Genomic DNA, 26,168 nt, shown 5'->3' with positions numbered 1-26,168 from the left:
GGGCCGATGACTATCAGTAAAGACGTTCAGGCGTTTTTGACCAGTGGCTGCATCGCCCCTTGGGCTTGTTTCCAGCTGGGTGGCAGCAGACGCGCGTCCTATCGTTGGCCTGGCGTTACCAACCCACCAAGGAGTGAAATACATGCAAGAAGAATCGATGAAAGACCTGCCGGATACCCATGATGAGGATCAAGCGGAAACCACCGCGCCGTCTGCAACGCTGTCCCGACGCAAGCGCGGTGCGGCTCCAGTTGTCGGAATGCCCTGTGAGCCGGGGTACAAGCAGATTGGGGACGACTGCATTCGGGCGAACCCCGGGTTTGAGTGATGCACTGGGCCGGGGCAACCCGGCCCATACAAAAAACCTGCTCAAGGCATAGGTAAATCCTTCAGCTCCCAGCGCCCACCCACCGCTAGTCGGGGGTACAGTGTGAGGCATGATCCCAGTCTGCCCAGACCAGCGTCGGAGAGGTCCCCTGTGGCTGCCTATACCTTGCGACAACTGAAGTACTTCGTCACCACCGTGGAAGCGGGCAGTGTGGCCGAAGCGTCACGCCAGCTGTACATCGCCCAGCCGTCCATTTCCACGGCCATCAAAAGCCTGGAGGAAAGTTTCGGTGTACAGCTGTTCATCCGCCACCACGCCCAGGGCGTGTCATTGACGCCCAGCGGCAAACGTTTCTATGCCAAGACCAAGTCCCTGTTGCAGATGGCCCATGAGTTCGAACAGAACGCCCTGGCCGACAACGATACCGTCGCCGGGCAAATCGACATTGGCTGTTTCGAAACCGTGGCCCCGCTGTACCTGCCGCGCCTGATCGCCGGCTTTCGCCAGCGCTACCCAGGCGTGGACATTCGCCTGCGCGACGGTGAACAGCAGGATTTGATCCAGGGCCTGACCGCCGGCACATTCGACCTGGCATTTCTCTATGACCACGACCTGGACGGCACCATCGAGGCCGAGCCCTTGATGCCGCCGCAGAAACCCTACGTGCTGCTGCCGGAGCACCACCGTTTTGCCGGCCAGGCCCAGGTATCGCTGCGCGACCTGTGCCCCGAGCCGATGATCCTGCTGGACGTTGCCCCCAGTCGCACCTACTTCGTCAGCTTGTTCAACGAATTAGGGCTGACACCGAACATTGTCTTCAGCTCACCCTCGATCGAGATGGTGCGTGGCATGGTGGGGCAAGGCTTCGGGTTTTCGCTGCTGGTGACTCGCCCGCATTCGGAATACACCTACGACGGCCAACGCCTGGTCATGCTGGATATCACCGAACCGGTAGCGCTGTCGGGGCTGGCCGCTGCGTGGTTGAAGCGGGTGCAGTTGACCAAACCGGCGCAGTTGTTCGTGGAGTTCTGCCGGGAAGAGCTGGCGAAGTTCTAAGGCCCGCTCTGCATCGCCCGCCCCCGGCAGGGTTACGCAACCCGGTGGCTCAGAACCAGCGATCGTTCTTCTTGCGCCCGCGGGTGAGCGCCGGCAGGATCAGCCCCGCGAGCAAGCCCGCGCCGGCAATGCTGCCGCCATAGACCATGTAGCGCATCATCACCTGCTTGTTCTCGTCCCCCAGGCGTGCCTGGGTATCGCGCAACGCCGACTGGCTTTGGTCGAGCTGCTCGTTCAGGGCTTTGTTGCGGGTCTCCAGTTCGTCGATCAGCTGTTTGCGCGAGTCGAGCGTTTCCTGCGTGCCTTGCACGCGGCGCTTCCAGCTGTCGTCGATAGTATTCAACTGCCCGGTGAGTTCCGCGACCTTGGCTTCGAGCTCCGGCAGCCGCTCGTTCTGCCCGGGCACCGTCTGCAAATCGTTGCTGAGGATCCATACCACGTCGCCATTCTGCCCGCGTACCTGGCTGTAGTTGCCCTGGCTGCCGATCAAGGTGAGCTTCTGGCCGGACTTGAGCGTGCCGACGATGCGGTGGCCGTCGGTCGGGCCGCTGCGCACGTAGGTGCTCAGGCTGTCGCTGACCCAGCGTGCATCGCTGGCAGGCTCTTCGGCGTGTACCGGTGCGGCCAGGGCCACGAGTGTGGCGATCAGGCCGCCGCGCAGGGCAGTGAGGGCGGAGGCAGTTGGGCGGGAATCGGGCATGTTGGTCTTCGCTGAAACAGGACAAAAGTAGGCCCGGTGACTGGGCCGGTGAACCGGTCGGTGGGTTGACCGTCAGCGAAAGACCTTATTTTTGTCAGCAGGTTCATCACCGGAGGTCGGAAATGTCTGCAGAATGTTGCAGCACCCGCCCTTTAGCCCCCTGGGTATCCCGCAATACCGGATAGCCGTAAGCCCCTATGGCCAATGGCAGGGCTAGACTCAAACGCTCATACACGTTCATGGAGCAGGGCCATGACTGCCAAGAACACCATCTGCCTCTGGTATGACCACGACGCAGAGCAAGCGGCACATTTCTACGCCAGCGTTTTCCCCGATAGCCAGGTGGGTGCGGTGCACAAGGCACCGGGTGACTACCCCTCGGGCAAGCAAGGTGATGTGATTACCGTGGCGTTCACCGTGATGGGGATTCCCTGCATAGGGCTCAATGGCGGCAAGGCGTTCAGCCACTGCGAAGCGTTTTCGTTCCAGGTGTGTACCGAGGACCAGGCCGAGACCGACCGCTTGTGGGATGCCATCGTCAACAACGGTGGCGAGGCCAGCGTGTGCGGCTGGTGCAAGGACAGGTGGGGGATTTCGTGGCAGATCACGCCGCGGGCCCTCATCGAGGCCTTCGCCCACCCCGACCCTGCGGCGGCCAAGCGCGCGTTCGACGCCATGCTGCAGATGGGCAAGATTGATGTGGCTGCTATCCAGGCGGCGCTGGCGGGCTGACGCAGGCGCCAATGATGCGCCTACGCTACTCCAGGTCGCGGCTCTGGCAGGTTTTCGCTCAACCCTGCCAGCCACCCCCCAATACCTTGTACAAAGTCACCCGGTTCTGTTGTTCGACCAGTTCCAGGCTGATCAGCGTCTGCTGTGCCGAATACAATGAACGCTGCGCATCCAGCACCTCCAGAAAACTTTCCGACCCTTGTTTGTACAGCGCCAGCGACAGGTCGTAGCTCTTCTCGGTGGCGCTGGTCAGGCTGCGCTGGGCGTCCAGCCGCTCATTGACATGCCCGCGCACGGCCAAGGCATCCGCCACCTCACTGAACGCGGTCTGCAAGGTCTTTTCATAAGTGGCAAGCTCGATATCCCGGCTGACCTTGGCCGCATCCAGCGCTGCACGGTTGCTGCCGGCATTGAAGATCGGCAGGTTGATCGACGGCGCAAAGCTCCAGGCACGGCTGCCGCCAGCGAATAACCCCGACAGCTCGCTGCTGGCAGTACCACCGCTGGCGGTCAGGGTGACGCTGGGGAAGAACGCCGCTCGCGCCGCGCCAATGTCGGCATTGGCTGCCTTCAATGTGTGCTCGGCGGCCAGCACGTCCGGGCGCTGTTGCAGCAGGCTCGAAGGCAGGCCCGCCGGTACGCCGACCAGCAGCGCTGCATCGAGGCGGGCACCTCTGGGCAACAGCGTGTCATCCACGCGGCACCCTGCCAGCAGTTCCAGGGCATTGCGGTCCTGCTCAACCAGGCTCTGGTAGTTGGCTACATCCGCCCGCGCCGACTCCACGGTACTCAATGCCTGTGCCAGGCTGAGGCCGGACTCGCCACCCAGCGCGTGGCTCTGCTGCACCAGGTCGAGGGTCTTCTGCTGGCTGGCATAGGTCTCGCGGGCCAGCGCCAGCAACTGCTGGTCGGCGGCCAAGGTCATCCAGGCGCTGGCGACTTCCGCCACCAGGCTGATCCGCATACTGCGCCGGGTCTGCTCCAGCGCCAGGTAGTCCTCCAGCGCGGCGTCCTTGAGGTTGCCCAGGCGGCCGAACAGGTCCAGCTCGTAACTGCTCACCCCCAGGCCAACGCTGTACTGGCTGCTGACCGCGTTGCTGCCATTGCTGACGCTACGCTGGCGGGTGCCGTCAGCGGTGACGGACACCGCCGGGAACAGTGCCGCCCGCTGGATACGGTACTGCGCGCGCTGGTACTCGACGTTGAGCGCCGCTACCCGAAGGTCGCGGTTGTTGGCCAAAGCCAGGGCGACGGTGTCGCGCAGGCGCGTATCGACGAACAACGACTGCCAGCCGATCTCGGCACTGGTGCTGCTACTGGCGGTGGGGGTTGGCCACTGCTCGGCCACGGGCGCCGCCGGGCGCTGGTAGTCAGGGGCCAGGTTGACGCAGCCGCCAAGGGCCAGCACCAACATCAACAGAGGGGGCATGCGCATCAGGCTTCTCCTGCGACAACGTTGCGGCGTGGGGCGTTGCTGCGCGTGGCCAGGCGCTGCACCAGCACGTAGAACAAGGGGATGAAGAACAGGCCGAGCAAGGTAGCGGCGAGCATGCCACCGAGCACGCCGGTACCGATGGCCTGGCGCCCGCCGGCACCGGCGCCGCTGCTCAGGGCCAGTGGCAACACGCCAAGGATGAACGCCAGCGAGGTCATCAGCACCGGTCGAAGGCGAACACGCACGGCTTCCAGGGTGGCGGTCAACAGGTCCTGGCCACGCTCGTAGCGTTCCTTGGCGAACTCCACGATCAGGATCGCGTTCTTCGCCGCCAGGCCCACCGTGGTCAGTAGCCCGACCTGGAAGTACACGTCATTAGCCAGCCCGCGCACCCCGGTCAGCAACACCGCGCCCAGGATGCCCACTGGCACCACCAGCATCACCGCGAACGGCACCGACCAGCTTTCGTACAGTGCCGCCAGGCACAGGAATACGAACAGGATCGAAATCGCATACAGCAGCGGGGCCTGGTTGCCGGCCAAGCGTTCCTGGTATGACTGGCCGGCCCAGGCATAGCCGATACCTTCAGGCAGTTGTGCCATGATCTCTTCGACTGCCGCCATGGCGTCGCCAGAGCTGACGCCCGTGGCCGGCTCGCCAACCAGTTCGTACGAACCAAAGCCATTGAAGCGCTCCAGCAGCGGCGAAGCCGTGCTCCACGAGGTGCGGGTGAACGCCGACAGCGGCACCATGGCATCGCTGTCGTTGCGCACGTACCAGGCACCGATGTCTTCGGCCAGCATGCGCTTGTCGGCTTCGCCCTGCAGGTAGACTTTTTTCACCCGGCCGGCATCGACGAAGTCGTTGACGTAGCTGCCGCCCATGACCGTGCTCAGGGTGTCGTTGATGTCGCTGGCCGCCACGCCCATGGCGCCGGCCTTGCGGTCATCGATGCTGACGTTCAGTTGCGGCGTGTCTTCCAGGCCCTGGGCGCGCACATTGGCCAGGCGGGGGTCCTTGGCAGCCAAGGCGATGAACTGGTCACGCGCCTTGAGCAGCTGGGCGTGGCCGAGGCCGGCCAGGTCCTGCAGTTGCACGTCGAAGCCGGCACTCTGGCCCAGGCCCTGGATGGCCGGCGGGGCGATGACGAAGACATTGGCGTCGAGGATCTTCGACAGCGCCCTGTTGGCCCGCTGCGCCACGGCGGCAGCACTGTGCTGTTCGCCCTGGCGTTCGCTCCAGTCCTTCAGCTTGACGAAGCCACGCCCGGAGTTCTGTGCGTTGCCGCCATTGCCCAGGCCGCGCACGGTCAGCAGTGAAGCCACTTCAGGTTGCTGCAGCATGTAGTCCTGCACCTGGCGGCTGACTTCCTGCAGGCGCTGGTCGGTGCCACCCACTGGCAAGGTCATCTGCATCATCAGCATGCCCTGGTCTTCCTCGGGGAGGAACGCGGTGGGCAGCTTCTGCAACATCAGCACCACGCCACCGAGCACCAAGGCGTAGACCAGCAGGCCACGCAGCGGCCGCGCCAGCACCTTGGCAACCCCCTGCTGGTAGCGCAGGGCATTGCGCTCGAAGGTGCGGTTGAACCAGCCGAAGAAGCCCCGGCGCGGCTCGCCGTGGGCGGTTACTGGCTTGAGTAGGGTGGCGCACAAGGCCGGGGTCAGGGTCATGGCCACCAGCACCGACAGCGCCATGGCTGCCACCAGGGTGACCGAGAACTGCCGGTAGATCACCCCGGTTGAGCCGCCGAAGAACGCCATCGGCACGAACACGGCCGACAGCACCACGGCAATGCCGACCAATGCGGCGCTGATCTCGCTCATCGACTGGCGCGTTGCTTCGCGCGGCGACAGGCCTTTTTCCGCCATGATGCGCTCGACGTTCTCCACCACCACGATGGCATCGTCGACCAGCAGGCCGATGGCCAGCACCATACCGAACATGGTCAGGGTGTTGATCGAGTAGCCAAGCATGGCCAGCACGCCGAAGGTACCCAGCAGCACCACCGGCACGGCGATGGCGGGGATCAGCGTGGCGCGCAGGTTCTGCATGAACAAGTACATGATCAGCACTACCAAAGCGATGGCTTCGAACAGGGTCTTGACCACTTCCTCGATGGAAATCTTCACGAACGGCGCGGTGTTGTAGGCCACCTCGCTGCGCAATTGCAGCTTGCCGGGGAAGAACTGCTCAAGCTCGGCCAGCTTCGCCTGCACCGCTTCGGATACGTCCAGGGCATTGGCGCCCGTAGCCAGGCTTACCGCCAGGCCGCCGGAGGGCCGCCCATTGTGTTCGGCGACCACGTCATAGCTTTCACTGCCCAGCTCTACCCGGGCCACGTCGGCCAGGGTCACCACGGCACCGGCGCTGTTGTGCTTGAGCACCAGTTCGCGGAATTGTGCAGCGGTCTGCAGTTTGCTGCGGGCGTTGATGGTGGCATTCAGTTGCTGGCCGGCACGCGCGGGCAGGGCACCCAACTGGCCTGCGGAGGTGTCGACGTTCTGCGCCTCCAGGGCACTGCTCACGTCCGACGGCATCAGCGCATACTGCTTGAGCTTGTCCGGGTCGAGCCAAATGCGCATGGCGTAGCTCGACCCCAGCGTGGTCACCTGCCCGACGCCGCTGACCCGGCTGATCTGGTCGTACAAGGTGCTGGAAATGAAGTCGCTGATATCGGTGGCGCTGACGTCCGGGTTGTCCGACACCAGCGACAGGATGATCAGGAAGTCGCTGGCCGAGTTGTGGATTTCGATGCCTTGCTGCTGCACGGCTTCGGGCAGCCGCGCCTTGGCCTGCTCCAGCTTGGTCTGCACCAGCATTTGCGCGGTGTTGATGTCGGTGCCGGCCTCGAAGGTGAGGGTGATCGAGGCACTGCCCGCCGAGCTGCTGCTGGAGGACATGTACGTGAGGCCGTCGAGGCCGGTCATCTGTTGCTCGATCACCTGGGTTACCGAATCTTCCATCGTCTTGGCCGATGCACCGGTATAGCTGGCCTTGAGGCTGATCTGTGGCGGAGCGATGTTGGGGTACTGCGCGAGCGGCAGCTGGAAGATCGCCAGGCCGCCACCGAGCATCACCAGAATGGCGATGACCCAGGCGAAGATCGGCCGGTCAATGAAGAATCGTGCCATCTCATTCGCCTCGCTGGCTGTCGTTGCGGGCCGTCAGGCTGCTGTCCTGCACTTGCACCTGCACTTGCTGGCCGACGCGAACCTTCTGCAGGCCCTGTACGATCAACTGGTCACCGGGCGCCAGCCCCTGGCTGACCCACCAGCGGTTGCCAACGGCGCGGGCCAGGGTCAGCTCGCGTTGCTGCACCTTGCCGTCGACCACCACCAGTGCGGTAGCGTCGCCACGTTCATCGCGGCTCACGCCTTGCTGCGGCACCAGGACCGCGTCGGCCTGCACGCCCTCCTGCACCGTGGCTTTCAGGTACATGCCGGGCATCAGCAGGCCGTCGGGGTTCGGCACCACGGCGCGAAAGGTCACGCTGCCTGTGCTTTCATCCACGCTCACGCCGTTGAAGGTGAGGGTGCCGGCATGCGCGTAAGTGCTGCCGTCCTCCAGCTCCAGGCTGATGCGCGTGGCGTCCTGCTGTGGGCTCGGTGCCAGCTTGCCCTCGGCCAGCTCGCGTTTCAGGCGCAGCAGGGTGCTGCTGGGCTGGGTGAAATCGACGTAGATCGGGTCCAGCTGCTGCACGGTGGTCAGCGCCGTGGTCTGTTCGGCGGTGACCAGCGCGCCAGGGGTGACCGACGAGGTGCCGGTGCGGCCTTCGATCGGCGCATTGATGCGGGTGTAGTCGAGGTTGATCCGCGCGGTGCGCTGCGCAGCCTGGGCCGATTGCAGGCTGGCGCGGGCTTCTAGCAGGGCGGCCTGTGCGCTTTCGTTGTCTTCGGCGCTGATGGCGTCGAGCTTCACCAGTTGTGCATCGCGCCTGGCCTTGAGCTGCGCAGCCTTGAGCGTAGCGCGCGCGGAACTGACAGTGGCTTCAGCCTGGGCCAGGGCGGCCTGGTAGGTTTGCGGGTCGATCTGGTACAGCGCTTGGCCGGCCTTGACCCTGTCGCCTTCGTTGAACAGGCGTTTCTGGATGATGCCGCCGACTTGCGGACGGATCTCGGCAATCAGGTGGGCGCTGGCACGGCCGGGCAGGGTAGTGGTCAGGGCCTGGGCGGCGCTGGTCACTTCATACACCGCGACCTCTTGCAGCGGTGGTTGCGCGGCAGGGCTTTCGGCCTCGCGGCAACCGCCGATGACCAGCAGGCCGGCCCCCAGCAGCAGGGCACGCGCCAGCGGCGAACGGGCGAACATCAAGGAGTGGAATAACGTAGGCATCGCAGGCTCCGAGCCAGGGGTTTCGATGCCACCAGCGTGCGCGGCAATTGTGCAGGCAATGTGCAGAAAGCAAGGAGATTGCCCGGCATACCTTGCGGCACCCCGGCCTGCGCGCTTCAATACGGGCCATTCCAATGTGCCGGCGGTGCCATGAAAGTCAGCCTATCGCGCAAGTTCTTCTTCGCCATGCTCGCGGTGTGCGCATTCGCCGTGCTGGGCATGGTGTTTGCCGCCTACCTGAGCCTGAAATACGGTTTTCTCGGCTACCTCAACCAGCAGGCGGAAGAACGCATGGAGCGTGTCGTGCCGCGGGTCGAGCAGGCTTATGCGCGCCATGGCAGCTGGGATTTCATCCGCCGCGACAAGGACCAGTGGTTCGAGCTGCTGCGCCCAGACGATGCCCAGCCAGACAAGACCTTCGACCCCAGGCTGTTGACCGTTTCGGACCTCACCGGGGCATTCGTGCGCTTTGCCTTGCTCGACGCCCAGCGCCAGCCGATCATTGGCTACCAGGCGGCGCCCGCCGACATGCTGCTGCGGCCCATTCGCCATCAGGGCCAGGTGGTCGGCTGGATGGCACTGGCGCCGCTGCAGTCGGTGACCAGCATTGGCGACCAGCGCTTCCAGCTCAACCAACTGCGCTCAAGCCTGCTGATCGGCCTGGCCTGCCTGCTGGCCACGGCCGTGATCGCCTGGTGGCTGAGCCGCGCCTTGCTGCGGCCGATTCGGGAAGTGGCCCGCGCCACCCATCGCCTGGCGGCGGGTGATTACGCCATTCAGCTACCGGTGCGCTCGGCAGACGAAGCCGGGCAGTTGGCCGGCGACTTCAACCGCATGGCCGCCACGTTGGCCAGCAACGAGCGCCTGCGGCGCGACTTCATGGCCGATATTTCCCACGAACTGCGCACGCCGCTGGCGGTGATGCGCGCCGAACTGGAGGCCATGGAGGACGGCATTCGCCCGCTCGATGGCAATGCTTTGCGTTCGTTGCAAGGCGAGGTGGGGGCCCTGAGCAAACTGGTCGACGACCTGTTCGAGCTGTCACTGGCCGAGGTGGGTGGCCCGACCTATCGCCGTGAACGCATCGACCTGTGCGTGCTGTTGTCGGTTGTTGCCCAAGCCTTTCAGGCCGGTTTCACCGAGCGTGGCCTGGAACTGCGTGTGGAAATACCCGGCGAGCCGTTGTGGGTACTGGGCGACGAGGCACGCCTGGGCCAGTTGTTGCACAATTTGCTGGAGAACAGTCGCCGCTACACCGATGCCGGTGGCCACACGGTGTTGCGGGCATTCCAGGAGAGGGATCAGGTGCTGGTGCAGTGTGAAGATACCGCCCCCGGTGTCGACAGCGCCTCGCTGGCGCGCCTGTTCGAGCGTTTTTACCGGGCTGAGCGCTCGCGTAACCGCGCCAGTGGCGGCACCGGGCTGGGCCTGGCGATCTGCCGTGGTATCGCCGAGGTGCATGGCGGCCGGTTGACGGCTCAAGCCTCGGCCATGGGTGGGCTGTTGCTGGCGGTGACCTTGCCGGTCGCGGGAGAGCAGGCATGAGCCGGATTCTGCTGGTGGAAGATGAGCCCAAGCTTGCGGCATTGGTGGGCGATTACCTGCGCGCGGGCGGCTATAGCGTCGAGCACCTGGCCGACGGCCTGGGGGTGATTCCGGCCATTCGCCAGGGCCAGTACGCGCTGGTCCTGCTTGACCTGATGCTGCCGGGCCGTGACGGCCTGGATATTTGCCGCGAGCTCCGCGGTTTCAGCCGCGTGCCGTTGATCATGATGACTGCCCGTGTCGACGAGATCGACCGCCTGCTGGGCCTGGAACTGGGCGCGGACGACTATATCTGCAAGCCGTTTTCGCCGCGAGAGCTGGTGGCGCGGGTCAAGGCGGTGCTGCGCCGCAGTGGCGAGCAGCCTGGCAGCCTCGGCCTGGAGCTGGATGCTCGGGCGTTCCAGGCACGCTATCGCGGTGTGGCACTGGAACTCACGCCCGTGGAGTTCCGCATGCTGGCGGCGCTGGCGGTGCGCCCGGGGCAGGTGCTGTCGCGCGACCAGTTGATGAACCACATCTACCAGGACCACCGGGTGGTGGCTGACCGCACGGTGGACAGCCATGTGAAGAACCTGCGGCGCAAGTTGACCGCGATTACCCCGGCGCATGACCCGATCCGCTCGGTGTATGGGGTGGGGTATAGCCTGGAGTTCGAATAACCCGTGTGAAAGCTTGCGCGGTCCTGCAGGGGACCGCGCAGGCCTCAAGGGTCAGGTTTCGGACATTTCGCTTGCTGCCGCCGGTTTCAGCGAAGCCTTCTTTTCCTGCACCACGATGTAGAACTCCTCGCCATGTTTCACGGCGCCGTACAGCACGGCCTTTTCGATCAGCTCGTTGCCACGCAGGTGACGCAGCATCATCGGGTCCTTGCGCAGGTCGCGGTACAGCGCCAGGCACAGCAGCACCATCACCACCACGAACGGCAGGGCCACGACGATGGTCAGGTTCTGCAGCCCGGTCAGCGCCTTTCCGGGGTCACGCGGGTCGCCGATCGCCAGCATGATCGCCGCCACCGTGCCGGTCAGCGCGCCCCAGAAAATCACCGTGCGCCGGGAGGGCGTGGTGGTGCCATGTTCCGACAGCGTGCCCATCACCAGCGAGGCCGCGTCGGCACCGGAGACGAAGAAGATACCCACCAGCACCATTACCAGCACCGAGGTCGCCGAAGCCAGCGGGTAGCTGTCAAGCAACTGGTACAGCGCATGGTTGCTGTTGACCGCGCCGTTGGCCAGCTGGAACGCGCCTTCGCGCAGTGCATCGATGGCGGCGCCGCCGAACACGGTGAACCACACCAGGCTGACCAGGCTCGGTACCAGCAGTACCCCGGTAACGAACTGGCGGATGGTGCGGCCGCGGCTGATGCGGGCGATGAACATGCCCACGAATGGCGTCCAGGATATCCACCAAGCCCAGTAGAACACGGTCCAGCCGGCCAGCCAGCTGTCCATCTGTTCACCGCCGCTGGCGTTGGTGCGGGCCATCATTTCCGGGAGCATCTTGATATAGATGCCGAGCGAGGTCGGCAGCAGGTTGAGCATCAGCAGGGTCGGCCCGACCATGAACACGAACACCGCCAGCACCAGCGCCAGCACCATGTTGATGTTGGACAGCCACTGGATACCCTTGCCGATGCCCGACACCGCCGAGGACACAAAGGCAACGGTCAGCAGGGTGATGATCGAGATGTAGAACAGCTTGCCAGGGCTTTCGACCCAGCCGTTGTATTCCAGGCCACCGGCAATCTGCAGGGCACCCAGGCCCAGCGAGGCGGCTGAACCGAACAGGGTGGCGAAGATCGCCATCATGTCGATCAGGCGGCCGAGCGGGCCGTTGGCGTGCTTGCCGATCAATGGCCGGAACGCGGCAGAAATCAACTGTGAGCGGCCCCGGCGGAAGGTGCCATAGGCGATCACCAGGCCGACGATGGCGTACATCGCCCAAGGGTGCAGGGTCCAGTGGAACAGTGTCGTGGCCATCGCCACCTGCATCGCTTCGCTGGTCTGCCCGCTGGCCGAACCTGGCGGTGGTGACACGTAGTGCGACAGGGGCTCGGCCACGCCGAAGAACATCAGGCCAATGCCCATGCCGGCGCTGAACATCATTGCCACCCACGACACCGTACGAAATTCTGGCTGTTCGCCATCACGGCCCAGCGGTACCCGGCCATAGCGGCTGGCCGCCAGCCACAGCACGAACACCACGAACAGCGTGGAGGTGAGCACGAAGAACCAGCCGAAATTCAGGATGACCCAGGATTGTGCACCTGAGGCGCTGTTGGCCAGGCTGGCCTGGTTGAACAGGCCCCAGAGCACGAAGGCGATGGCCAAAAGGCTGGTGAAACCGAAGACGATCCAGTCCAGCTTGCCCTCGAAATGCCGGTCTTGGCGGGCTTCTGCGGTTTTCGAGGGGTCGGTCACGCCAAGGTCGAGTGTTTCGTTGATGTGTTCCTTTGCCATGAATGATGAGGCCCCTGAGTGGCTTACCTGCGCGGGCAGGCTTGTTGTTGTGTGGGCTACCGAGGGCGCTGATGGCCTCGGCGGGGTGAAGTGCTGGCGCGATTATCCTGCGCGGTCAACGGCGGCACCTGTCCCGATAACGCCCTGGGGCGTCCATTGCGCGACTTGGCAAATACTTTTAGTTCTGGGGGCAGTGGCCCATTCTGCCTCGGCTTCTGGTACCCTGATGGGCATTACCCCGGCCCGCACATTCGAGCCGCGTAGAAGCGCTGCTGCCTGTGGGCCTGGCCGTACCAGGAAACGGAGATTCGTCAACATGGCCACTGACCGTGTGAGCCTGATTCATTTCGATAAATTGAGCATGAGCCCTGCCGCTGCCGATCGGTTCCAGAAAGCCCTCGACGCGCTGGAAACGCTCAAGCTGCAGGACCGTTACGTGTACCTCATCGCTCCTTATCTGGGTGATATCGCTGACGCCTCCGATGCCGAGCAACTGGCCACTGCAGTGGATCAGGGGCTGCGTGTTGTCGACGAACTCGTGGCTGCCCACTCGGTGAGCAAGGGCAAGGCCGAGGAAGTGCGCCAGGTATTCAATAACGCCGGCGAGCATGCGCGGGCAGAATTGCCTGGCTGAGTGGTGGCATGGCCAAAGACATCGACAACCCCTGTGTTTCGTTATGCCAGCTCAATAGCGAGCTGTGCGTGAGCTGCGGCCGTACCCGAGAAGAAATCCGCAAATGGCGGGGCATGAAGCGCCCCGAGAAGATGGCCACCGTGCAACGCGCGGCGACGCGTATGAAGGCCATCACCAAGAAAGCGGCCAAGCGGCAGAATGCCGACTGAGCGCGCAGGCTCGCGAACGCCCCCCCCACACAGTGCTTCTGGCCGATGAAAGGCTGTCCTCCTCGCCGCTGATGGTCCAGACTGTCTCTGGCACGCATCGATGATTGCTGCAGTCGACCACAGGAGGTGGCAGCCTTTGGCCACCGCGCCGGGTCGCCGGATGTTACATGTGCCGAGGGTCGTAGATGATCGAGCGTTGCTTTCGCCACGCCCTGCTCCTGTTGTGCCTGTCGCTGCTGCCCCTCGCGGCGGTAGCGGACGATGCCTGTCGACGGCTGACCGCTACTGGTAACCCTGAATACCCGCCCTACCTGTGGCGTGACCCGCTAAACCCTCAGCAATTGATTGGTGCCAATGCCGACCTGCTCAAGTACCTGGGCAAGCAATTGGGGCTCGAAGTCGAGGTGGTCTACGGAGGGCCGTGGTCGCGTGCCCAGGAAGAAGTTCGCACCGGGCGTATCGACTTGCTCGCCGGTTATTTCCAGACCGACGCCCGCCGTCAGCAGATGGACTTCATCGCCCCGCCGTTCCTGTACACCCCCAGCGTGATCTGGGTGCGTCAGGACAATGCCTTCGCCTACCGGCAATGGTCCGACCTCAAGGGGCGCAAGGGCGGTACTTTGGTCAATAACAGCCACGGGCAGCAGTTCGATGAGTACGCCCACGCCAACCTCACCCTCGAAGCGGTGCCCGGCGCCCGGCAGGCGTTCGAGAAGTTGATGCACAAGCGCAGCGATTATGTGGTGTACGAGCAGTACCCCGGCATGGCGCTGGCGCGCACCTTGGGTATTGCAGGCGCTGTGCAGGTGCTGCAGCCCCCTGTGTCCAGCGAAGGGTTGTACCTGGCAATTTCGCACGATTCGCCCTGTAACCAGCCGCAGCTGCGCGAGGCACTGGCACGCGAGATGGCCAAGATCGTGGGTGGAGACTTGCCCGAGCAGCTTGTGAAGCAGAACCTGGAGCGCTGGCAATGACTGCCTGGGCACGCGCCTACAGGGACTGCGCCAGCTGTCTGGCTTCCTTGGCCTTGGTCACGTCGACGGCGCTGGGCAAACTGACATCATTCTTGGCCGCAAGAATCTCGGCCATGACGCTGACGGCGATTTCCGCCGGGGTCTTGCTGCCGATATAAATGCCGATTGGACCGTGCAGGCGCTGCAGCGATGCTTCGCTTTCCCCAAAGTGCTCGATCAGCCGCTCCCGGCGCAGCTGGCTGTTGCGTCGCGAGCCAATGGCGCCGATGTAGAACGCCGGGCTGTGCAAGGCCTCGAGCAGCGCCAGGTCGTCCAACTTGGGGTCGTGGCTGACGGCGACGATGGCACTGCGCACATCTGCGCTGAAGGCGCGGACCACATCGTCCGGCATGCCGGGCAGCAAGGTGACCCCGGCGATGCTCCAACCCGCCGTGTACTCCGGGCGCGGGTCGCACAACGAAACGCTGAAGCCATTGAACAAGGCCATGGTGGCCAGATACTCGGCCAGTGCCCCGGCACCGATCAGCAGCAGGCGGTAACCGGGGCCGAGGGTGCTGAGCAGGCGCTGGCCATCGAAACTGAACAGTTCAGGTGTGGCAGTGGCGGTGAGGTTGGCTGCGCCGCTGCGCAGGTCGAGGTCGCGGCGTACCAGGCTCCCGCTATCCAGGCAGGCCAGCAGCTGCTCCAGGTGCGGTAATGAAGGGGCGAACTCCAGCACCAGTTCGAGCGTGCCGCCGCAGGGCAGCCCGAAGCGGTGGGCTTCATCGGCGCTGACGCCATAGCGCACCACCTGGGGCAGGCTGGTGGGCATGCCCGGGCCGCCGTAGGCACGGGTGTAGCGGTGGATGAGATCGTCCTCGATGCAGCCGCCGGACACACTGCCGACCACCCGCCCATCGCTGCGCAAGGCCATCATCGAGCCGACCGGGCGGGGCGAGGAGCCCCAGGTGCGGGCGACGGTGGCGAGCAGGGCGCGGTGGCCGGCGGCGAGCCAGTCTCGGGTGGTGCGTAGGACCAGCAGGTCGATGCTTTCCATTGAGGCTCCATTAACCCTGATATTCAAAGGCCGGCACAGGCACCCGGCGTCAGCGCATATGCAAGATGATGGGACTGCTGCTGGCCGGGTCGGTATGCCCGCGCAGTTTGCCCACCGCCTGCGCATTCACCGCGCCACCATGGTTACCCCAGGCTGAACGCACAAAGCTCAGCACCTCGGCAATCTCCTGATCCCCCAGCTGTTCGCGGAAAGCCGGCATGCGGTAGGCATCCGGCACCCCGGCAGTCACCACCCGCTGCGACCCGTTCAGGGTGATATTGATCGCCGAGGCGTCCTCCTGCGCCAGTGCCGACGTGGCCCCGGCCAACGGCGGCATCCATTCGGCCTGGCCTTTGCCATCCAGGCCATGGCACGAGGCGCAGCGGGTTACATAGGTGTGTGCCCCCGGCGTGTCGAGCCGCACGGCTGCCGATTCTGCCTGATACTGCCACGGTGCGCCATCACGCTGCGGGTCGCCAGGCAGCGACTTGAGGTAGTGGGCAATGGCACCCAGGTCGCCGTCACTCATGAACTGCGTGGAGTTGTTGAACGCCTCGGTCATCGAGCCGAACACCACCGCATGCCGGTTGCGGCCAGTTTTCAGGAACTGGGCGATTTCCGCCTCGCTCCAGCGCCCCAGCCCGGTGTTGTGGTCAGTGCGCAGGCTGGGTGCGTACCAGCCATCGAGCAGTGCGCCGGCGAGGAACGATTCGCCGCTGTCATCCAGCGCTTTTTCGTTGAAGGCCAGGCCGCGTGGTGTGTGGCAGCTGCCGCAGTGGCCGGGCCCCTGGACGAGATAGGCGCCACGGTTCCATTGTGCGTCCTGACCGGCCTTGGCGGCGTACGGCGTGTTGGCGGCGTACAGCCCATTCCACAGCGCGATGGGCCAGCGCAGGTTCAGCGGCCAGGGGATGTCGCTGGCCAGGTTGGCCTGCTTCACTGGCTGTACGCCGTGCATGAAGAACGCGTAAAGCGCCTTCACATCGTCATCGCTGAGCTTGGCATAGGACGGGTAGGGCATGGCCGGGTAAAGTCGCCGACCTGCGGGGGCGACACCGTGGCGCACGGCGCGGTCGAAGTCGGCCAGGCTGTAGTTGCCGATACCCGTGCCCTGGTCGGGGGTGATGTTGGTGGCATGAATGGCCCCCAGCGGCGTGGCCATTTGCAGCCCGCCTGCAAACGGCTTGCCGCCTGGCACGCTGTGGCAGGCCACGCAATCGCTCAGCCGGGCTACATACTCGCCCCGGCTGACCAGCGCCGGGTCGGCACTGCTGGCCTGTGCATCGGTAAACGGCGAGGCGGGCTCGCGGGTGACATACCAGGCCAGCAGGCCTGCCGCGACCAGGCACGGCAGCGCCAGCCAGCCAGCGGTTCTTGCGAAACGGTGGGTCATGGGGCATTCCTTGTGCGCTAGCTGAAGGTGTGACGGCTCATTGGCAGGCTGCGTACGCGCTGGCCGGTAAGCTGCGCGACCGCATTGGCTACCGCTGGCGCCACTGCGGGCAGCGGTGGCTCACCGATACCGCCCATCTTCGCCCCGCTTTCGACAATGCGTACATGCACCCGGGCCATGCGCGAAGGTGGCAGGATCGGGTACAGGTCATAATTGCGCGCGCGCGGCTTGCCGTCGACATACACCGCTTCTTCCACCAGCGTCTGCGAAAGGCCCAGGGCGACAGCGCCGTTGACCTGGTGCTCGATGATCGCCGGGTTGACGATGCTGCCCGGGTCGATGGCTTGCCAGATATCGTGCACCCTGACCTGGCCGTTCTCTATCGACACCTCCGCGATGACTGCAGCCTCCGAGCCGAACGGTGAGGCCATGGCCACGCCACGTGCCCGCTTGCTGCCATCCTCGGCAGTGAAAGGCCCGCGCTTCCAGCCACCGGACAAGTCGGCCACTGCATTCAACAGGTTGGTCAGGCGCGGGTTGTCGCGCAGCAGGTGCAGGCGCAGTTCAAATGGGTCCTTGCCGCCTTTGTCAGCCAGTTCGTCCAGGAATGATTCGTAGAAGAAGTCGTTCAGCGAGTTACCGACCGAGCGCCAGTAACCGAGCATGGCCGGGCCTTTGACGTAGATCTGGGCGATGCGTTTGTTGGCAATGGCGTAGGCCTTGCCCGACAGCCCTTCAAGCGCGGTCGGGTCGATCTTGTCACCTTGCTTGCCAGCGAGGGCCTCCGTCGGGCCTTCGGTGGCGCTTACCGCTTCGATCGCCACCGGCATGCCATCGGCATCCAGCCCGGCGCGGAATTTCACCACGGCGACCGGGCGCAGCACATCGCGCAGGAACTCCTCTTCGCGGCTCCAGATCAGTTTCACCGGCCGGCCCACCGCCTTGGCCAAGGTTATGGCCTGCGGGTAGGGATTGGCCGAGTCGTACAGGAAGTGGCGGCCGAAGAAGCCGCCCAGCAATGGCGAATGCAGGTTGATCTGCCCGGTTTCCAGGCCGGTGCGTTTGGCAATGTCGTCACGGAACATATCCGGTGCCTGATTGGGCAACCACACGTCGAGGGTGCCATCGGCGTTGAAGCGGGCGAGGGCGGACGGTGGTTCCAGCTGGGCATGGTTGAGGTACTGGTTGTGGTAGCTGGCCTCGACCTTGGTCTTGGCATTGGCCAGGGCGCCGGCGATATCACCCTCGTTCTCTTCATCCCGGGCGGGGCCGTCGACCGAGGCCAGGTGCTCGCGCCAGCCGTCGCTGGAGAAGTCGGCCGGCATCGGCCGTAACTTGCTGTCGGCGGCTGGCTCTTTCCAGTCCACCTGAAGGGCTTCTACGGCACGCTTGGCGTGCCACCAGCGTTCGGCGACCACCGCCACGGCGCCTGGCAATTGATGCACCGAATGCACGCCTGTCATGGCCTTGACCTGTGCTTCGTTGCGCAGGCTGCCCACGGTCATGCCCAGGCGCGGTGCGTGCTGCACGGCGGCATGGAGCATGTCATCTACCTTGATGTCGATGCAGTACTGGGCCTTGCCGGTGGACTTGTCGTAGGCATCCAGGCGGCGCACGGGCTTGCCGATCCAGCGGAACTGGCTGGGGTCACGCAGCTTGACGCTAGCCGGGTCGGGCACCGGCAGGTCCATGGCGCGCCCAGCGAGTTCGCCATAGGGCAGCGAACGGCCAGTCGTGGTATGTACCACGTTACCCGGGGTGGTGGAGAGCTCTTCGACCGGCACGCCCAGTTGCGCGGCGCCTGCCTGCAACAACATGGCCCGGGCGAGGGCACCCAGGCGGCGCATGGTCGGGTAGCTCATGCGTACTGACATACTGCCACCGGTGATGCGCATGCCGTTTTCCATCACCACATAGGCTTCGCCGGGGGGCGCGCTGTCGACCACGAATTGGGCCGGGTCGACGTCCAGTTCTTCACCGACGATCTGCGCCATGGCAGTGAACGGACCTTGCCCGCCCTCCACGAACGGGCTGAGCAGGCGCACCGTGCCATCCGGGCGAATTTCCAGAAACGCCGGCACCTGGGTACCGCGTTCTGCAGTTGACGCAGCTGCTGCCTGCACGCGCGCCGCGCCCATGGGCAGGCCAAAACCCAGCACCAGGGCGCCGACCGCAGTGCCGGCCAGAAAGCGCCGGCGTGAGAGGTTGACCGTTTCGCCGAGCTGCAGTCTGAGCAGTTCGGCGGGGGTATCGACGGGCGTGTTCATCAGGCCTCCTCCCCTTGGGCCAGGTCATGCACGGCGGCATGGATGGCGTTGTAGGTACCGCAGCGGCACAGGTTGACCATGGCGGCGTCGATCTGTGCATCACTCGGCTTGGGCGTGTGCTTGAGCAGCGCCGTGGCCGCCATCACCTGGCCGGACTGGCAGTAGCCGCACTGCGCCACCTGGTGCTCGACCCAGGCCGCGACCACCCGTTTGCCGACGGCATCGGCCTCGATTGCCTCGATGGTGGTGACCTCGCGGCCGACCACGCCGGCCACCGGGGTGACGCAGGCGCGTACCACGTTGCCGTCGACCAGTACCGAACAGGCGCCGCACTGGGCCAGGCCGCAGCCATACTTGGTACCGGTCAGCCCCAGATCATCGCGAATCACCCACAGCAGGGGCGTGTCGGCGTCTGCCTCGACCTGGTAGGTCTTCTGGTTGATGCGTAGTTCCATGGTTCACCTGCCAGTCATCGGTTGTTGTCGCTGTGTAATTTTCGAGTGGGGAATACGTTGTTCCCAATCGGGAAACGCTAGCACAGGGGAATGACTGCTGGTCTGGTCGCGGATGCAGGTTCAGAGGATCGGGCAAGCAATCCGGTGGAATGCGCAAGCGTGGCAGTCAAACAGGACTTCCGCTGTGAAAACCCGGATAATGCCGGCAATTTCGTTTTGCACGCTTAAATCACGGTAATCCCGCATGGAAATCAAGGTCAACTTTCTCGACAATCTCCGTCTCGAAGCTAAATTCGACGACTTCACGGTGATCGCCGACCAACCCATCCGCTACAAAGGCGATGGTTCGGCCCCAGGCCCATTCGACTATTTCCTGGCGTCTTCGGCCTTGTGCGCGGCTTACTTCGTCAAGCTGTACTGCCAGACCCGCGATATCCCTACGGAAAACATCCGCCTCTCGCAGAACAACATCGTCGACCCGGAAAACCGCTACAACCAGATCTTCAAGATCCAGGTCGAACTGCCCGAGGACATTTCCGATAAAGACCGCCAGGGCATCCTGCGTTCCATCGACCGCTGTACTGTCAAGAAAGTGGTGCAGACCGGCCCCGAGTTCGTCATCGAAGTGGTCGACAACCTCGACGCCGATGCCCAGGGCCTGCTGATGCCGGTGTCGGACACCAGCACCTACATCCCCGGCAAGGACCTGCCGCTGGAGCAGACCATCGCCAACATGTCGGGCATCCTCGCCGGGCTGGGGATGAAGATCGAGATCGCCTCGTGGCGCAACATCGTGCCTAACGTGTGGTCGCTGCACGTGCGTGACGCGCAGTCGCCGATGTGCTTCACCAACGGCAAGGGCGCCACCAAGGAAGCCGCGCTGGCCTCGGCGCTGGGTGAGTTCATCGAGCGCCTCAACTGCAATTTCTTCTACAACGATCAGTTCTGGGGCGAGGACCTGGCCAACGCGCCGTTCGTGCATTACCCGAACGAGCAGTGGTTCAAACCGGGCCCGCGCGACGCGCTGCCGGCCGAGATCCTCGACGAGCACTGCCTGGAGATCTACAACCCGGACGGCGAGTTGCGTGGTTCGCACCTGTACGACACCAACTCGGGCAACACCGCGCGCGGTATTTGCTCGCTGCCGTTCGTGCGCCAGTCCGACCAGCAGGTGGTGTACTTCCCGTCCAACCTGATCGAGAACCTGTTCCTGAGCAACGGCATGAGCGCCGGCAACACCCTGGCCGAGGCACAGGTGCAGTGCCTGTCGGAAATTTTCGAGCGTGCGGTGAAACGCGAAATCCTCGAAGGTGAGCTGTGCCTGCCGGATGTGCCACACGAAGTCCTGGCCAAGTACCCGGCGATCGTCGCCGGCATCCAGGGCCTGGAAGAGCAGGGTTTCCCGGTACTGGTCAAGGACGCCTCGCTGGGTGGTGAATTCCCGGTGATGTGCGTGACCCTGATGAACCCGCGTACCGGCGGCGTGTTCGCCTCGTTCGGTGCCCACCCGAGCCTGGAAGTGGCGTTGGAGCGCAGCCTCACCGAACTGCTGCAGGGCCGCAGCTTCGAAGGCCTGAACGACCTGCCGCAACCCACGTTCGAAAGCCACGCATTGACCGAGCCGAACAACTTCGTCGAGCACTTTATCGACTCGAGCGGCGTGGTGTCGTGGCGCTTCTTCAGCGCCAAGGCGGATTTCGAATTCGTCGAGTGGGACTTCTCCGGGCACGGTGAGGATTCCAACCAGCAGGAGGCCGCGACCCTGTTCGGCATCCTCGAAGACCTGGGCAAGGAAGTGTACATGGCGGTGTACGACAACCTTGGCGCCACCGCTTGCCGCATCCTGGTACCGGGCTACTCGGAAATCTACCCGGTCGAGGACCTGATCTGGGACAACACCAACCGCGCCTTGTCGTTCCGCGCCGACATCCTCAACCTGCACAGCCTCGACAACCGCTCGCTGAAACTGTTGCTCAAGCGTCTGGACAACTGCGATGTGGACGATTACACCACCATCACCACGTTGATTGGCGTGGAGTTCGACGAGAACACGGTATGGGGCCAGTTGACCATTCTTGAACTGAAGCTGCTGATCTGCCTGGCAGTCCAGCGCTTTGAAGATGCCAAGGAACTGGTCGAAGCGTTCCTGCAGTTCAACGACAACACCGTCGAGCGCGGCCTGTTCTACCAGGCGTTGAACGTGGTGCTGGAAGTGCAGCTGGATGACGAACTGGCGCTGGAAGATTACGAAGCCAACTTCCGCCGCATGTTCGGCAATGCGCGCATGGACGCGGTGCTGGGCTCGGTGGATGGCAGCGTGCGTTTCCATGGCCTGACCCCGACCAGCATGAAACTCGAAGGCCTCGATCGCCACCTGCGCCTGATCGAGAGCTACAAGAAACTGCATGCCGCCCGGGCCAAGCTCGCCTGACGACCGCTGTTCGCTCGGTAGGGGCCGGTGTTACCGGCCTCGTCCCCAGCAAGCCAGCACCCACAGGTGTCGCGCAGGCCTCAGCCCTGTTGCAATTCTGCGGGCGCTGGCCTGCCGGCGATACGGGCAGCCGCCTTCATATATCGCTTGAATCTTGCCTTTATCCCCATTTGGTCTTGCTGCTTCGCCTGCCAAGCGCGTACTGTTTTTGCCCCCACTCCTCGATCCACGGCGCGTACACCGCCAGAAGGACCTCGGCCGCGCACGACTAGAAGGCGCAGACCATGAGCACCCCTTTGGATACCAATGCCCTCAAAGCCCGCCAGCAAACCGCCTGGGCCAGCGGCGATTACGCGGTGATCGGCACCACCCTGCAACTGGTCGGCGAACGCTTGGCCGAAGCCTGTGACCTGCGCTGGGACGAGCAGGTGCTGGATGTTGCCGCCGGTAATGGCAATGCCACCCTGGCGGCTGCCCGTCGCGGTTGCCGCGTCACCTCCACCGACTATGTGCCCGAATTGCTCAAGCGTGGTGAGGAGCGGGCCCAGGCCGAACACCTGAATGTACTGTTCCAGGTTGCCGATGCCGAAGCGCTTCCGTTTGCCGAGGGTGCCTTCGATGCGGTGCTTTCCACTTTCGGCGTGATGTTCGCCCCAGACCAGGCGCAGGCCGCCCGTGAGTTGGCGCGGGTATGTCGGCCTGGTGGGCGCATCGGCTTGGCCAACTGGACCCCACAAGGCTTTGTCGGGCAGATGTTCAAGGTTCTCGGGCGCCACGTCCCGCCGCCAGCCGGCGCACTGCCGCCGTCACGCTGGGGCGATGAGGAGCAGTTGCGGGTGCTGTTCGAAGGGGCGCTGGGTGATGTGCAGGTCAGCCGGCAGCAGTTCAACTTCCGTTACCGCTCGCCAGCGCATTTCATCGAGGTGTTCCGTACCTGGTATGGGCCGGTGCACAAAGCGTTCGCTTCGCTGGAGCAGGAGGCGGCCAGGGAGTTGGAGAGGGACCTGACCCAGTTGCTGGATGAGCGCAACATCGCCGGCCCCTCGTCGTTGGTGGTACCCAGTGAATACCTTGAGGTGGTGCTCACCCGGAGGTAGCAGTTGGCCGGCTGTTCAGTTCTTGCACTTGGCCATCACCACCTGGCAAGTCCTCGGCGCGCCCCCCGAGCGGCTGGCATAGCGTATGCAATTGTTCATTGATTTCTGCCGGGCAATGCTCAGGGTATTGCCCCAGGCCAGACCCCCTTCACCGGTCGTGGGCACGGCTTTGGCGAAGCAGTTGGAGCCCACCGCAGGTGTGGCATAGCGGGCTTTGCTGGAGCATCCAGCCGTGAGCACCAGGCTGAGGGCGAGCAGGGTGGTCAGCACCCAGGGTGGGCACGGGCCAATCGGTTTGCTGCTCATGCGTTGTCTCCTCGGTGTCAGCAGGGGCGCTGTCGTCTGTAGGCGTGTGTTCACTCGCGGTCAAGGGCAACGCCGGTGCCATGCACCGTGTTGCGACCTTTACGGGTGAACCTGCCCCTCCACCCTATTCCATTCGAGCGAAGCGGTGAACTATCGCGTCGTCAAGGGGCTCCCTTGCTAAGCGCACGTTGCGCTCGCCTGATGGCACAAGCCCATCAGCCCTGGGTCACTGAATGAAAGGGAGGCACCGTGACCGTATCTGACCAAACCCTCTACCGCTGTACGCCCAGCCCGCTGCACGCCCTGCTGTTGGCAGGCAGTGTGCCGTTGTTCCTGGGCGCGCTGCTGAGCGATGTCGCCTACTACAACAGCTACCAGATCCAGTGGAGTAACTTCGCCGCCTGGCTGATTGCCGGTGGCCTGGTGTTCTGTGGGCTGGCACTGTTGTTCGCGCTGGCCAACCTGATCCGTGCCCAGCCCAAGGGCGGGCGCCCTACGCTGTACTTCGTGTTGCTGCTGGTGACCTGGGTGCTTGGGCTGATCAATGCGTTTGAACATGCCAAGGACGCCTGGGCGGTGATGCCTGCCGGGTTGGTGTTGTCGGTGATCGTGACCGTGCTCGCGGTGGTGGCCGCGTGGACCGGTTTGAGCAACCTGCGTTCGGGAGGTGTGGCATGAAGCCAGTTCACGCACTTGGTCTGTTGGGCGTGGCGGTATTGCTGACTGCCTGTGGTGGCGACGGCGAGCCGACCCAGGCACATGGCCCCGACCCGAAGTTACCGGAGCCGCAACGTGGCTTGCTGCCGAGCATGAAGATTGCTCAGCCGGTTTCCTGGGGTGACCAGAAACCGACCGTGCCTGAGGGCTTTAGCGTAACGGCCATCGCCACCGACCTGAAAATCCCGCGGCAGAGCCTGGTGTTGCCCAATGGCGACATCCTGGTGGCCGAAGGCCGGGGCGGTAGCGCGGCCAAGCTCAAGCCCAAGGATGTGATCGCCAGCCAGATCAAGGCCAAGGGCAATACCCAGGTCAAGGGCGGTAACCGCCTGACGCTGCTGCGCGATGCCGATGGTGATGGCAGCTACGAGATGCAGACGGTATTCGCGCAGAACCTCAACGCACCGTACGGCTTGGCCTACGCCAATGGCAAGCTGTATGTCGCCAACCAGGACGCGCTGGTGCGCTTTGATTACCAGGCAGGCCAGACGCAGGCCGACGGCCCGCCAACCAAGGTCACCGACCTGCCGGCCGAGATCAACCACCACTGGACCAAGGCGCTGACAGTCAGCCCGGATGGTCGCTATCTGTACGTGGGTATCGGCTCGAACAGCAACATCACCGAGCGTGGCCTGGAAGTGGAGATCGACCGCGCCATGGTTTGGCAGGTGGATGCCGAAACCGGCGCGCACCGCCCTTACGCCACTGGCCTGCGCAACCCGACGGCATTGACCATCCAGCCGCAGACCGGGCAGTTGTGGACGGTGGTCAACGAGCGGGATGAATTGGGCCCCGATCTGGTGCCTGATTACCTGACTTCGGTACGCGAAGGTGGTTTCTATGGTTGGCCCTATAGCTACTGGGGGCAGCATGTGGACGAGCGGGTGCGGCCGCAGAATCCGGACAAGGTAGCGGCAGCGATCAAGCCGGACTATAGCCTGGGTTCGCACGTGGCGGCATTGGGTGTCGACTTCTCCATCCCGGCCATGGGCGAGCGCTTTGCCGACGGTGTGTTCGTGGGTGAGCACGGCAGCTGGAACCGGCCCAACCCGGTGGGCTACAAGGTGGTGTTCGTGCCATTCAGCAATGGCAAGCCGGCGGGTGACCCGATCGATTTTGCGACAGGCTTTCGCGGTGAGGACGGTAAGACCCGTGGCCGGCCGGTGGGGGTGACGGTGGACCCGCGTGGGGCGTTGATCATTGCCGATGATTTGGCCAACACCCTGTGGCGAGTCACGCGTAACCGCTGAGCCAGGCCATCCCCGGCAACCTTGCCGGGGATGGCTATGCTTGTTGGCGCGTGAACGTTTCACGCGCCCTTGGACTTGATTACACGGATGCAGGCCTATGAACCCGATTCGCACTCTCGCTCGTGCTGTAGCCCTTGCCACCCTGGCCTCTGTTGCCAGCTTCGCAGTGCAGGCTGCCGATGTCCCCATCGGTAGCGAGGCGCTGGAAAGCCATGTCACCACCCAAGTCACCGCGATTGACCTGGCCAACCGCCAGGTCACGGTGAAGGGCCCGAATGACAAGCAGGATGTAACGTTCCAGCTGACCGAAAAGGCCAAGGCGCTGCCCAACCTCAAGGTAGGTGACCAAGTCGACATCTACGTGACGCGCGCGGTGGCGTACGTGCTGAACACCGAGGTGGGCGGGGCACCCAAGGCAACTGAAGAGTCCGGAACCATTCGTGCTACAGCGGCAAACCCCAACCCTGGCGGCGAGGCATTCCGCCAGGTCAGGGTGACCTCGCAGATCAAGAAGATCGACCTCGACAAGCATGAGGTAAGCCTGCTGCCCCCGGAAGGCAAGCTGCAGGTAGTCAAGGTCGAGAACCCTGACCTGCAGGCGCGCATGAAGAATCTCAAGGTAGGGCAGACAGTGGACGCGATCTATACCGAAGTGCTGCGCATCGAAACCTCGCGCTGAGGGTTGAAGGGCAAGCGAGCAGCTGGCCACCTGTGAAGCTGCTCAATCATGCATGTTGCGAATGCCCTGGGTGCAGGGTTTTGATTTCCATCAGCAACGCTGATTGGCGATCATGAACGGCATCGACAGGTGG

General features: G+C 64.1%; 23 protein-coding genes. 13 read left to right on the top strand and 10 right to left on the bottom strand.

What is annotated here, in order from left to right; all coding sequences use genetic code 11:
• Nucleotides 1-142: 142 nt before the first annotated feature.
• On the top strand, nucleotides 143-328 hold the full coding sequence (locus DMX11_RS08905; protein ID WP_110744182.1) for a hypothetical protein: 186 nt from the start codon (nucleotides 143-145) through the stop codon (nucleotides 326-328).
• Between the two features lie 150 nt (nucleotides 329-478).
• Complete coding sequence (locus DMX11_RS08900; RefSeq protein WP_110744181.1) at nucleotides 479-1,384, top strand: LysR family transcriptional regulator; 906 nt, start codon at nucleotides 479-481, stop codon at nucleotides 1,382-1,384.
• Nucleotides 1,385-1,433: 49 nt separating this feature from the next.
• Here the strand turns inward: DMX11_RS08900 and DMX11_RS08895 are convergent, their stop codons facing one another.
• Complete coding sequence (locus tag DMX11_RS08895) at nucleotides 1,434-2,084, bottom strand: TIGR04211 family SH3 domain-containing protein (protein WP_110744180.1); 651 nt, start codon at nucleotides 2,082-2,084, stop codon at nucleotides 1,434-1,436.
• A gap of 252 nt (nucleotides 2,085-2,336) precedes the next feature.
• On the opposite strand from DMX11_RS08895, the gene DMX11_RS08890 reads away from it, so the two are divergent.
• Nucleotides 2,337-2,816: a VOC family protein gene (locus DMX11_RS08890; protein WP_110744179.1), complete on the top strand. Its 480-nt coding sequence runs from the start codon at nucleotides 2,337-2,339 to the stop codon at nucleotides 2,814-2,816.
• A 58-nt stretch (nucleotides 2,817-2,874) separates the two neighbouring features.
• On the opposite strand, the gene DMX11_RS08885 is transcribed toward DMX11_RS08890, so the two are convergent.
• From DMX11_RS08885 to DMX11_RS08875, 3 genes are read right to left on the bottom strand one after another with little or no spacing between them, the layout of a single operon-like run.
• Nucleotides 2,875-4,251: an efflux transporter outer membrane subunit gene (locus DMX11_RS08885; RefSeq protein WP_110744178.1), complete on the bottom strand. Its 1,377-nt coding sequence runs from the start codon at nucleotides 4,249-4,251 to the stop codon at nucleotides 2,875-2,877.
• Nucleotides 4,251-7,385, bottom strand: a complete 3,135-nt coding sequence (locus tag DMX11_RS08880) for an efflux RND transporter permease subunit (RefSeq protein WP_110744177.1) — start codon at nucleotides 7,383-7,385, stop codon at nucleotides 4,251-4,253. Before DMX11_RS08880 ends, DMX11_RS08885 begins: the two co-directional genes overlap by 1 nt.
• A 1-nt stretch (nucleotide 7,386) precedes the next feature.
• Nucleotides 7,387-8,586, bottom strand: coding sequence for an efflux RND transporter periplasmic adaptor subunit (locus tag DMX11_RS08875; RefSeq protein ID WP_256590547.1), 1,200 nt, complete (start codon nucleotides 8,584-8,586; stop codon nucleotides 7,387-7,389).
• Between the two features lie 150 nt (nucleotides 8,587-8,736).
• Here DMX11_RS08875 and DMX11_RS08870 point away from each other — a divergent pair, with 150 nt between their 5' ends.
• Entirely contained in the window at nucleotides 8,737-10,131 is a 1,395-nt protein-coding gene (locus DMX11_RS08870) for an ATP-binding protein (RefSeq protein WP_110744175.1), read from the top strand.
• Complete coding sequence (locus DMX11_RS08865; protein ID WP_110744174.1) at nucleotides 10,128-10,790, top strand: response regulator; 663 nt, start codon at nucleotides 10,128-10,130, stop codon at nucleotides 10,788-10,790. The genes DMX11_RS08870 and DMX11_RS08865 overlap by 4 nt, the downstream gene beginning before the upstream one ends.
• Before the next feature lie 51 nt (nucleotides 10,791-10,841).
• Here the strand turns inward: DMX11_RS08865 and DMX11_RS08860 are convergent, their stop codons facing one another.
• Entirely contained in the window at nucleotides 10,842-12,587 is a 1,746-nt protein-coding gene (locus DMX11_RS08860) for a BCCT family transporter (protein ID WP_110744173.1), read from the bottom strand.
• A 316-nt stretch (nucleotides 12,588-12,903) separates the two neighbouring features.
• Between DMX11_RS08860 and DMX11_RS08855 the strand changes: the two genes are divergently transcribed.
• From DMX11_RS08855 to DMX11_RS08845, 3 genes are all read left to right on the top strand, one after another.
• Nucleotides 12,904-13,221 carry a hypothetical protein gene (locus DMX11_RS08855; protein ID WP_110744172.1) on the top strand — a complete coding sequence of 106 codons (318 nt, stop codon included), beginning with the start codon at nucleotides 12,904-12,906 and terminating at the stop codon, nucleotides 13,219-13,221.
• An 8-nt stretch (nucleotides 13,222-13,229) separates the two neighbouring features.
• Complete coding sequence (locus tag DMX11_RS08850; protein WP_110744171.1) at nucleotides 13,230-13,430, top strand: DUF1289 domain-containing protein; 201 nt, start codon at nucleotides 13,230-13,232, stop codon at nucleotides 13,428-13,430.
• Nucleotides 13,431-13,615: 185 nt separating this feature from the next.
• Complete coding sequence (locus DMX11_RS08845; RefSeq protein WP_110744170.1) at nucleotides 13,616-14,404, top strand: ABC transporter substrate-binding protein; 789 nt, start codon at nucleotides 13,616-13,618, stop codon at nucleotides 14,402-14,404.
• A gap of 16 nt (nucleotides 14,405-14,420) precedes the next feature.
• On the opposite strand, the gene DMX11_RS08840 is transcribed toward DMX11_RS08845, so the two are convergent.
• The 4 genes from DMX11_RS08840 to DMX11_RS08825 are packed head-to-tail and all read right to left on the bottom strand — an operon-like array spanning nucleotide 14,421 to nucleotide 19,555.
• Nucleotides 14,421-15,440, bottom strand: coding sequence for an XdhC family protein (locus tag DMX11_RS08840; RefSeq protein ID WP_110744169.1), 1,020 nt, complete (start codon nucleotides 15,438-15,440; stop codon nucleotides 14,421-14,423).
• A gap of 49 nt (nucleotides 15,441-15,489) precedes the next feature.
• Nucleotides 15,490-16,833, bottom strand: a complete 1,344-nt coding sequence (locus DMX11_RS08835) for a cytochrome c (RefSeq protein WP_110744168.1) — start codon at nucleotides 16,831-16,833, stop codon at nucleotides 15,490-15,492.
• 17 nt (nucleotides 16,834-16,850) lie between these two features.
• Nucleotides 16,851-19,100 carry a molybdopterin cofactor-binding domain-containing protein gene (locus DMX11_RS08830; RefSeq protein ID WP_110744167.1) on the bottom strand — a complete coding sequence of 750 codons (2,250 nt, stop codon included), beginning with the start codon at nucleotides 19,098-19,100 and terminating at the stop codon, nucleotides 16,851-16,853.
• The gene (locus DMX11_RS08825) at nucleotides 19,100-19,555 is read right to left on the bottom strand and encodes a (2Fe-2S)-binding protein (protein WP_110744166.1); all 456 of its coding nucleotides are present in this window, start codon (nucleotides 19,553-19,555) and stop codon (nucleotides 19,100-19,102) included. The genes DMX11_RS08830 and DMX11_RS08825 overlap by 1 nt, the downstream gene beginning before the upstream one ends.
• 244 nt (nucleotides 19,556-19,799) lie before the next feature.
• On the opposite strand from DMX11_RS08825, the gene DMX11_RS08820 reads away from it, so the two are divergent.
• Together DMX11_RS08820 and DMX11_RS08815 are read left to right on the top strand one after the other, a co-directional pair.
• On the top strand, nucleotides 19,800-21,986 hold the full coding sequence (locus DMX11_RS08820; protein WP_110744165.1) for an OsmC domain/YcaO domain-containing protein: 2,187 nt from the start codon (nucleotides 19,800-19,802) through the stop codon (nucleotides 21,984-21,986).
• Between the two features lie 284 nt (nucleotides 21,987-22,270).
• Nucleotides 22,271-23,083, top strand: coding sequence for a class I SAM-dependent methyltransferase (locus DMX11_RS08815; RefSeq protein WP_110744164.1), 813 nt, complete (start codon nucleotides 22,271-22,273; stop codon nucleotides 23,081-23,083).
• 15 nt (nucleotides 23,084-23,098) lie between these two features.
• On the opposite strand, the gene DMX11_RS08810 is transcribed toward DMX11_RS08815, so the two are convergent.
• Entirely contained in the window at nucleotides 23,099-23,389 is a 291-nt protein-coding gene (locus DMX11_RS08810) for a hypothetical protein (protein ID WP_110744163.1), read from the bottom strand.
• 249 nt (nucleotides 23,390-23,638) lie between these two features.
• Here DMX11_RS08810 and DMX11_RS08805 point away from each other — a divergent pair, with 249 nt between their 5' ends.
• From DMX11_RS08805 to DMX11_RS08795, 3 genes are all read left to right on the top strand, one after another.
• A complete protein-coding gene (locus tag DMX11_RS08805) occupies nucleotides 23,639-24,067 on the top strand; it encodes a DUF2231 domain-containing protein (RefSeq protein WP_110744162.1) in 429 nt (142 codons plus the stop codon).
• Nucleotides 24,064-25,356 (top strand): sorbosone dehydrogenase family protein, encoded by a 1,293-nt coding sequence (locus DMX11_RS08800; RefSeq protein WP_110744161.1) that lies wholly within the window; start codon nucleotides 24,064-24,066, stop codon nucleotides 25,354-25,356. The genes DMX11_RS08805 and DMX11_RS08800 overlap by 4 nt, the downstream gene beginning before the upstream one ends.
• A gap of 97 nt (nucleotides 25,357-25,453) precedes the next feature.
• Nucleotides 25,454-26,035 (top strand): hypothetical protein, encoded by a 582-nt coding sequence (locus DMX11_RS08795; RefSeq protein WP_110744160.1) that lies wholly within the window; start codon nucleotides 25,454-25,456, stop codon nucleotides 26,033-26,035.
• The last annotated feature ends 133 nt before the right edge of the window (nucleotides 26,036-26,168 follow it).

The organism is Pseudomonas sp. LB-090624 (assembly GCF_003205205.1).
Lineage (GTDB): Bacteria > Pseudomonadota > Gammaproteobacteria > Pseudomonadales > Pseudomonadaceae > Aquipseudomonas.
This window is presented reverse-complemented; position numbering and strand designations above follow the sequence as displayed.

Coding starts and splice junctions, on each gene's coding strand:
- DMX11_RS08905 (WP_110744182.1), top strand. CDS start 143: ATGCAAGAAGAATCGATGAAAGACCTGCCGGATACCCATGATGAGGAT.
- DMX11_RS08895 (WP_110744180.1), bottom strand. CDS start 2,084: ATGCCCGATTCCCGCCCAACTGCCTCCGCCCTCACTGCCCTGCGCGGC.
- DMX11_RS08890 (WP_110744179.1), top strand. CDS start 2,337: ATGACTGCCAAGAACACCATCTGCCTCTGGTATGACCACGACGCAGAG.
- DMX11_RS08885 (WP_110744178.1), bottom strand. CDS start 4,251: ATGCGCATGCCCCCTCTGTTGATGTTGGTGCTGGCCCTTGGCGGCTGC.
- DMX11_RS08880 (WP_110744177.1), bottom strand. CDS start 7,385: ATGGCACGATTCTTCATTGACCGGCCGATCTTCGCCTGGGTCATCGCC.
- DMX11_RS08875 (WP_256590547.1), bottom strand. CDS start 8,586: ATGCCTACGTTATTCCACTCCTTGATGTTCGCCCGTTCGCCGCTGGCG.
- DMX11_RS08870 (WP_110744175.1), top strand. CDS start 8,737: ATGAAAGTCAGCCTATCGCGCAAGTTCTTCTTCGCCATGCTCGCGGTG.
- DMX11_RS08865 (WP_110744174.1), top strand. CDS start 10,128: ATGAGCCGGATTCTGCTGGTGGAAGATGAGCCCAAGCTTGCGGCATTG.
- DMX11_RS08860 (WP_110744173.1), bottom strand. CDS start 12,587: ATGGCAAAGGAACACATCAACGAAACACTCGACCTTGGCGTGACCGAC.
- DMX11_RS08855 (WP_110744172.1), top strand. CDS start 12,904: ATGGCCACTGACCGTGTGAGCCTGATTCATTTCGATAAATTGAGCATG.
- DMX11_RS08850 (WP_110744171.1), top strand. CDS start 13,230: ATGGCCAAAGACATCGACAACCCCTGTGTTTCGTTATGCCAGCTCAAT.
- DMX11_RS08845 (WP_110744170.1), top strand. CDS start 13,616: ATGATCGAGCGTTGCTTTCGCCACGCCCTGCTCCTGTTGTGCCTGTCG.
- DMX11_RS08840 (WP_110744169.1), bottom strand. CDS start 15,440: ATGGAAAGCATCGACCTGCTGGTCCTACGCACCACCCGAGACTGGCTC.
- DMX11_RS08835 (WP_110744168.1), bottom strand. CDS start 16,833: ATGACCCACCGTTTCGCAAGAACCGCTGGCTGGCTGGCGCTGCCGTGC.
- DMX11_RS08830 (WP_110744167.1), bottom strand. CDS start 19,100: ATGAACACGCCCGTCGATACCCCCGCCGAACTGCTCAGACTGCAGCTC.
- DMX11_RS08825 (WP_110744166.1), bottom strand. CDS start 19,555: ATGGAACTACGCATCAACCAGAAGACCTACCAGGTCGAGGCAGACGCC.
- DMX11_RS08820 (WP_110744165.1), top strand. CDS start 19,800: ATGGAAATCAAGGTCAACTTTCTCGACAATCTCCGTCTCGAAGCTAAA.
- DMX11_RS08815 (WP_110744164.1), top strand. CDS start 22,271: ATGAGCACCCCTTTGGATACCAATGCCCTCAAAGCCCGCCAGCAAACC.
- DMX11_RS08810 (WP_110744163.1), bottom strand. CDS start 23,389: ATGAGCAGCAAACCGATTGGCCCGTGCCCACCCTGGGTGCTGACCACC.
- DMX11_RS08800 (WP_110744161.1), top strand. CDS start 24,064: ATGAAGCCAGTTCACGCACTTGGTCTGTTGGGCGTGGCGGTATTGCTG.
- DMX11_RS08795 (WP_110744160.1), top strand. CDS start 25,454: ATGAACCCGATTCGCACTCTCGCTCGTGCTGTAGCCCTTGCCACCCTG.